This window comes from Streptomyces glomeratus, assembly GCF_021462825.1.
Lineage (GTDB): Bacteria > Actinomycetota > Actinomycetes > Streptomycetales > Streptomycetaceae > Streptomyces > Streptomyces glomeratus.
This window is the reverse complement of record NZ_JAKEEB010000076.1, coordinates 1-6641: the sequence shown is the minus strand read 5'-3', so window position 1 is coordinate 6641 and position 6641 is coordinate 1. Positions and strand designations below refer to the sequence as shown.

The following is a 6641-nucleotide window of genomic DNA, read 5'->3' as shown; positions in this document are numbered from 1 at the left end:
ATCTGCACCACCTGCCACCAACCCCTGTCCCGCAGGACCACACCAAGATCAAGACAGACCTAACGAAGTCCTACTAGCTGTTCGTACGGTAGACGCGGCACAGCATGACCGTAGTCGCCGCCCGGCCACTCATCTGGGTCGTGTTCCCACCGGCACAGCATCGACTCGGATAAGCCCGGCGGCATCAGCCCGTCTGCGCGGTAGAGCTCACCGATCTGGGTGATGGTGTCCGTTCGGGACCAGCCCAGGGCCAGGCGCCACGCCTCCAGTTCGGTGACTTCGGGAAAGGCTTCTCGGATGGCGGCGGCGGTTTGCTCGTTCGTGTAGCCGGCCCGCTGGCAGCGCGTCCGGGTTCGGGCTGCTTCCCGCACGATGGCGGCGCGGCGCGAGCGGGTGATTGAGGCGGCCATGGCACCCCCGTCCAACCGGTCCTGGATGCGCTCACGGTAGCCGACCCACAGCAAGCCAGGCAGGGCGATAACGCTCATTGCGACCCGCCGCAATCAGGGCCTGCAACAGGCGCAATGACCTCGCGTGGGAGCTGAGCAACGCTTTCTGGAGCGGCTTCCCTACCGCCCGGTGCCGGATCACGGGACTCCCACGGGACTGCCACATCCCCGTCGACGACTCGAACGTTTGAGCCCATCCTCGGGTGTGTGGCTGCACTCGCCCGACTCCGGTGCTCGGCCCGGGCACAGGGCACGCCGATAGCCCAGCCACAGGTGCTGGGCGACACCAGTCGACCGTCACAGGTTCTTCGTCAAAGACAGGCAGGGCGGAGCAGCGTGCTGCAGTCGCGCCATGCCCCGCAGGGCGGTGACGGCGCATCAGTACCTGTTACCGCGCAGGCACTACACCCAGGAAGGGACCTCTTTCATGGAATGGGACCTACCCCGTCGGGAACGGCTGCTGACATCGTCCAGGCCCTTGCCGGACTTCGATGTCGTGGCTGCGAGTGGGCCCTGGCTCCGCTGCGCTGACGGCCGCCGGATCTTCGACGGATCGAGCGGACTCCTCTGCGTGAACGTAGGCCAAGGTAGCCATAAGGTCTTCTCCCGCATCGAGCAGCAGTTCCCCCGGTCCTCGTTCGGCGGCGCCGCTGTCGTGCGACCCCACACCCAGCTGGAGCTGATGGACCGTCTCTGCCGCGTCGTGGGACGCCCGGACGACTCCGTCGCGCTGGTCACGTGCGGGACGCTCGGCGTGGAAGTCGCCGTCGGCCTGGCCCGGAACATCGCGCGCGTCCGCAGCGGAAGGCGGAGCGGGGACATCCTGACGTCCACCCTGAGCTATCACGGGATGAGCGCGCTCACCCTCGCCCTCGCCGGCAACCATGCCCGGCGCCCGCGGCCGGAGGACGCGCTTGGCCTCGGCCCGGCGTTCCCGGCGCCCTACCCGCCAGTCCACGACCACGCCGAGCGAGCGTGCGATGCCTCGTGCGCCGAGGAGGTGGCCAAGGCGATCGACAGCAGGGGAGCGGAGAACGTCGCTGCCGTCCTGCTGGAACCCGTCAACGGCACCACCGGTGGCGCCTACGTACCGCCCGACGGATACCTCCGGCGCGTGTCGGAGATCTGCCGGGAGCGGCAAGTCCTCGTCATCCACGACGAAGTCCTGACCGGGCTGTGGCGCACCGGCACCCCGCTGGCCAGCAACCACTGGGACGGCGCCGAGCCGGACCTGTGCATCCTGTCCAAGGGGCTGGGCGCCGGCTACACCAGCGTCAGCGCGGTGCTCGTGTCCCCCGAGCTCGCCCCGCTGCTCCGCCACGAAGGCGCGGACGCTCTGCCCGCGATGGGCACCATGGCCGCCCACCCCCTCCAGGCGGCGGCCTGCCTCGGTGTCCTGGACGAACTGGAATCCATGGACTTCGACGCCTTCCAGGTCCGCGGAGAACAGCTCGGGGCGCTCCTGCGGGCCCTGACCGGCCTGTCAGTCGTCCGCGACGTCCGGGGCCTCGGCCACCTGTACGGGGTCGAGCTCGCGCCCGGTCTGCTCTGGCCCCTGATGGAGGAGGCCGAGAAGCACGGCGTGTTCTTCTACCCGTTCACCGGAGCTGGCCACCCGAGAAGCGAAGGCATCGTCGTAGCCCCTCCGCTGACCGCGACGGACGAGGACATCGACTTCCTGGCCACGGCGCTCGCCGACGCGGTGACCGCCCTGGACCGCAAGGGATAGGGCGCACCACTGGCCGCCACCGTTGGGCATGAGCCCCACTCGCTGGCCACCCCGACGGCGCCCTCCCGGCCTTCGTTGACCACGAATCACCTGTTCTTCCAAACGGCCCGCGCGCTAACGCGCGCCAGCACACGCCATCCGACCCCTCGCCGGGGGACCCGCTGCATCAAGGAGGACCATCGTGTTCCTGCCCCACCCCGTAATCGACTCCCTGACACCGCAACAGGTCCGCATGTGGGACGCGCACTTCTCCCCAGAGGCCAGCGGGCAGCGCCGCCCGGCCATCGAGGAGGGCATCTGGAGGCGCACGCAGGACCCAGCCAACGGCGAGCTGTCCGGGTGGACCGAGGACGAGTCCGGCCGCCGCCGCGTCGTGCACTACCGCCTCCACTACGGCCTCGACCGGACCCAGCCGATGGAGCGCCTGGTGCTGGAGGAGCTGTATCTGCACGTGTCGTGGCTGGCCCCGGCCGCCGAGATCGCCGACCACCGGCGCGACCTGGACCGGTGGCTCACCGGCGGCCGGTGGAAGCCCACCGGCCACGGCTCCTGGCGCCGCGGCGACCTCCACACCACGATCACGGAGTACACCGTCCACCCGCAGGACGAGCGCGCCGACCGCGACACCCCCGAGGGGTTCACGTCCATCGACGTCACGATCCACTCCGAGGACTACACCCTCACCCGCGCCGCGCGGAATCTGCCCTGGGACGTGCTGGCGGGCGGGATGCGCGCCAAGGAGCAGCGCGGCAACCCCGCCTACGCCGACGACCTGTCCGGCGTGCTGGACCACCTGCCGTTCGTCGTGGAAGCCGGATGCGGCACCAGCATCGAAGCCGGCATCCCGCCGCTGCACTGGCTGCATGAGGTCTACCGGGTCACCGCCCGCACCGGCAACGACCTCACCCAGGGCTACGCCTTCACCCTCGCCCCGGCCGCCGACATTCTCATCAAGGAGATGCTGACGGACACCGCGAGCAAGGTCGACGACATGGTGTCGATGTTCCGCTCCGTGGTGCTCGCCGAACCGACCCGCGCGCACCGGGCCCTGAAGTCCCTGCACGACGCCGGATTCATGACCGGCCCGGTGGCCACCCACAACTTCGACCGCCTCTTCGCGCGAGCCGGGCTGCAGGAGGCGTTCATGCGCCGCTATGACCAGCGCACCCCGCACATGCCGTTCCCCGACGACGCAAAGGCCCTGCTCGTCATCGGTTTGCACGCCGACCGGCGCGCCGTCCAGGCCCGCGCCCGCGAGCGCGGCCTGCCGATCTTCTACCTCGACACCGAGGGCGTCACCGAGAACGGAGTGCACAAGCCCTACCTCATCGAGGGCGCCCGGGAGGGCGACGTCGTCGTCCGCTCCGAAGCCACCCCCGCCCTGCTCCGCCTGGCCGAACTCCTCAACGTGACCGTCTGATTGAACCCGAGGCGCCCCCGGCGCCGCTCCCGCATCGATAGCGTCTGGGGGCACATCGGGCACGGTGTGCCCCCAGACCAGACAAGGACCTGCAATGCGTGTTTCCGTGATCGGCTGTGGTCACCTCGGCATCCCGCACGCGGCGGCGATGGCCGAACTCGGCCACAAGGTCATCGGCGTCGACGTCGACCAGACCAAGGTCGACCGGCTCAACGCCGGCGAATGCCCCATCTACGAGACCGGCCTTCCCGAGCTGCTCGCCCGCCACACCGCAAGCGGGCGCCTGCGCTTCACTACCAGCATCCGCGAGGCCGCCGACCTCGCCGAACTGCACTTCATCGGCGTCGGCACCCCCATCGACGCCGACGGCCGCTCCTACGACACCGCACAGGTCTACGGCGCCATCCGCCAGCTCGCTCCCCACCTGAACCGGCCGTGCACCATCGTCGGAAAGAGCACGGTCACCGTCGGCACCACCGGCCAGGTCACCGCCCTCGCCCAGCGCCTGGCCCCCGCCGGTACTTCCGTCGACGTCGTGTGGAACCCGGAGTTCCTCCGCGAGGGCCACGCCGTCGAGGACACCCTGCGCCCGGACCGCATCATCGCCGGTCTCACCACCGCCGAGGGCGAAAAAGCCATCCGCGCCGTCTACGCCCCCATCCTGGACGCCGGAGTCCCGATCTTCATCACCGACCCACAGACCGCGGAACTCGCCAAGGGCGCGGCGAACACCTTCCTCGGCCTGAAGATCAGCTACATCAACGCCGTCGCCGACATGTGCGAGGCCGCCGGCGGCGACGTCTCCCAGATCGTGGACATCCTCGGCATCGACCCCCGCATCGGCAGCGGCGGCATGAGGCCCGGCATCGGCTACGGCGGCGGCTGCCTCCCCAAGGACGTCCGCGCCTTCACCGCCTCCGCCCGGCAGCTCGGCGCCGACCAGGCCGCAACCCTCCTGCGCGCCGCCGAAAAGATCAACGAGAGCCGCACCGACGTTGCCCTGGACCTCATCACCCGCGCCCTGGGCAACCGGCCCATCAAGGGCACCCGGGTCACCGTGTGGGGCGCGGCGTTCAAGCCCGGCACCAACGACGTCCGCGAATCCCCAGCCCTCGCCCTCGCCCACGCCCTCCAGCAGGCCGGCGCCACCGTCACCATCCACGACCCCCAGGCCGTGGCCACGGCCATGATCCGCAACCCCGAGTTCGACTACACCGACGACCTGCCCGCCTCCCTCGACCACGCCGACCTCACCGTCCTGGCCACCGAATGGGCGGAGTACCGCAAGGCCAACCCACAGGCCCTCGTCGACCACCCCGCCAACCCCCTGCTCGTCGACTGCCGCACCACCCTCGACCCCGAGCCCTGGCGCGCGACCGGCTGGACCGTCCACCAGCTCGGACGACCCGGGAAATAGAACCGGGCCCCACAACGGTGGGACCGGTAAGACGTATCAACCCTGATGTTCTGGAGGTCTTGCGCCGTGAACAGTGACGCCGTCGTTCTCCGTCGTGCGGGCACCGCCGACGCGCTCCCCGCAGCCGACGTGTGGCTGCGTTCCTTCGCCGCCGCGCTGCCGTCGGTACGTTGCGCGCACGACGCAGCCGAGGTGCGGGACTGGTTCTTACGCGTGCTGGTGCCGCAGTACGAGACCTGGGTGGCGGTCACCGAGAACAGCGTGGTGGGAGTCATGGTGCTCAGCGGCGCGGAGCTGAAGCAGCTCTACCTCGATCCAGCCTGGCGCGGACGAGGACTGGGCGATCGGTTCATGTCCCTGGCCAAGCAGCGCCGGCCAGACGGGCTGGCGCTGTGGACATTCCAGGTGAACAAAGCGGCGCAGCGGTTCTACGAACGGCACGGCTTCATCGAGGTCGAGCGAACGGACGGGCGGCGCAACGATGAGCGAGAGCCGGACATCCGCTACGTCTGGCAGCCCCGGGCCCATCTGCCGTCGTGGCCCGGGCTGGATGGGACACGCTGCCGTGAAGGCGGTCACCCGAACTCCGGGTGACCGCCTTCACGGCGAGCCATGACGCGCAATGGGCTGGGCCGTGCACCAGCTCGGATGACGGTGCACCGCCGAGCATTGCCGTACCAGAAAGGGCAAGTCTCCAGGCGGTCGCCGATCGGCCCTGCGGCGTGCGTTACCACTGGTCAGCCGGGTATGGCGTCAGCGCCGAGCCAGCCGCTCGGCTTGGTGAGCGGCAAGCGGCAAGCGGACAGAAGGGAAGGATCGCGCTGAAGCTGCTGTCCAAGATCAGTGTCGCGCGGCAGGATCGCCGCGGCCTCGCCGGAGCCGATTGCCGCCCCGAGATGGCGGCGGCCTGGTCACAACGCGCGGTCGGCCACGTCTGCGATGGGGCCGCCGGCGAGATCGACTGCTGCCCTGATGCGCTTGCCCACCGGTTCGCGGTGCACCTCAAAGCCCCGGCAGAGCGCCACGACGATCTCCAGACCGTGCTGACCCACCCGGACCGGATCGAAGCCTTGGATCACGGGTAGCCGGGGTTCGCTGTCCCACACAGTCACCCCGACGGCGCCCTCATCGGCCTCTAACGTCAGGAGATACGGACCCGGGGCGTACTTCTGGGCGTTGGTCACAAGCTCGCTCACCACCAGCTGCACATTGCCCATCGCCCGCCCTGACACCGGGACCCCGTGCAAGGCCTGAAGATCTTGCAGAAACGATCGGGCATAAGCACGGGCCTCAGCGATCGCCTCCGTGCCCTCGAACGCGGCAGACACCGAGATCGACTCATCAGACAGCGCCCACCCCTCGCCGTCAGCAGCCTGCTTCAAAAGCCGCCTCGCCCTTGCACCCCTACCAGTCACCGGCCCGATTACCCCAAGAATCCCGCCACAGACGCGGCCAATGGGTGATCTTGGGCGTTACCACCGTTGCGGCAGGAGCAGCCAACGATGGATCGGCTGCTGCGCATGGTACTGGGTGGTGACAGGATCGACGGATGGGCACCGAGACGGACTGGGTGTACCGAGTGTTCGAGCCGCACGGCTCCGAAGGATGGCGCCCCTACGGCGACGC

At 69.5% G+C, this 6641-nt stretch carries 6 protein-coding genes; 4 read left to right on the top strand and 2 right to left on the bottom strand.

The window, feature by feature from the left end:
- Window positions 1-59: 59 nt before the first annotated feature.
- Window positions 60-488 (bottom strand): hypothetical protein, encoded by a 429-nt coding sequence (locus LZ604_RS35145; protein WP_234520272.1) that lies wholly within the window; start codon window positions 486-488, stop codon window positions 60-62.
- A 313-nt stretch (window positions 489-801) separates the two neighbouring features.
- Between LZ604_RS35145 and LZ604_RS35140 the strand changes: the two genes are divergently transcribed.
- From LZ604_RS35140 to LZ604_RS35125, 4 genes are all read left to right on the top strand, one after another.
- Window positions 802-2178 (top strand): aminotransferase class III-fold pyridoxal phosphate-dependent enzyme, encoded by a 1377-nt coding sequence (locus LZ604_RS35140; protein WP_308283717.1) that lies wholly within the window; start codon window positions 802-804, stop codon window positions 2176-2178.
- A 181-nt stretch (window positions 2179-2359) separates the two neighbouring features.
- The gene (locus LZ604_RS35135; RefSeq protein ID WP_234520270.1) at window positions 2360-3598 is read left to right on the top strand and encodes an SIR2 family protein; all 1239 of its coding nucleotides are present in this window, start codon (window positions 2360-2362) and stop codon (window positions 3596-3598) included.
- A gap of 94 nt (window positions 3599-3692) precedes the next feature.
- Entirely contained in the window at window positions 3693-5015 is a 1323-nt protein-coding gene (locus LZ604_RS35130) for a UDP-glucose dehydrogenase family protein (RefSeq protein WP_234520269.1), read from the top strand.
- Window positions 5016-5081: 66 nt separating this feature from the next.
- Complete coding sequence (locus LZ604_RS35125) at window positions 5082-5609, top strand: GNAT family N-acetyltransferase (protein WP_234520268.1); 528 nt, start codon at window positions 5082-5084, stop codon at window positions 5607-5609.
- A gap of 317 nt (window positions 5610-5926) precedes the next feature.
- Here LZ604_RS35125 and LZ604_RS35120 read toward each other — a convergent pair whose 3' ends face one another.
- A complete protein-coding gene (locus tag LZ604_RS35120; protein ID WP_234520264.1) occupies window positions 5927-6397 on the bottom strand; it encodes an ATP-binding protein in 471 nt (156 codons plus the stop codon).
- Window positions 6398-6641: the final 244 nt, after the last annotated feature.

Bases quoted from the DNA above. Each gene is read 5' to 3' on its own strand.
- LZ604_RS35130 (WP_234520269.1), top strand. From the start codon at position 3,693: ATGCGTGTTTCCGTGATCGGCTGTGGTCACCTCGGCATCCCGCACGCG.
- LZ604_RS35140 (WP_308283717.1), top strand. From the start codon at position 802: ATGCCCCGCAGGGCGGTGACGGCGCATCAGTACCTGTTACCGCGCAGG.
- LZ604_RS35145 (WP_234520272.1), bottom strand. From the start codon at position 488: ATGAGCGTTATCGCCCTGCCTGGCTTGCTGTGGGTCGGCTACCGTGAG.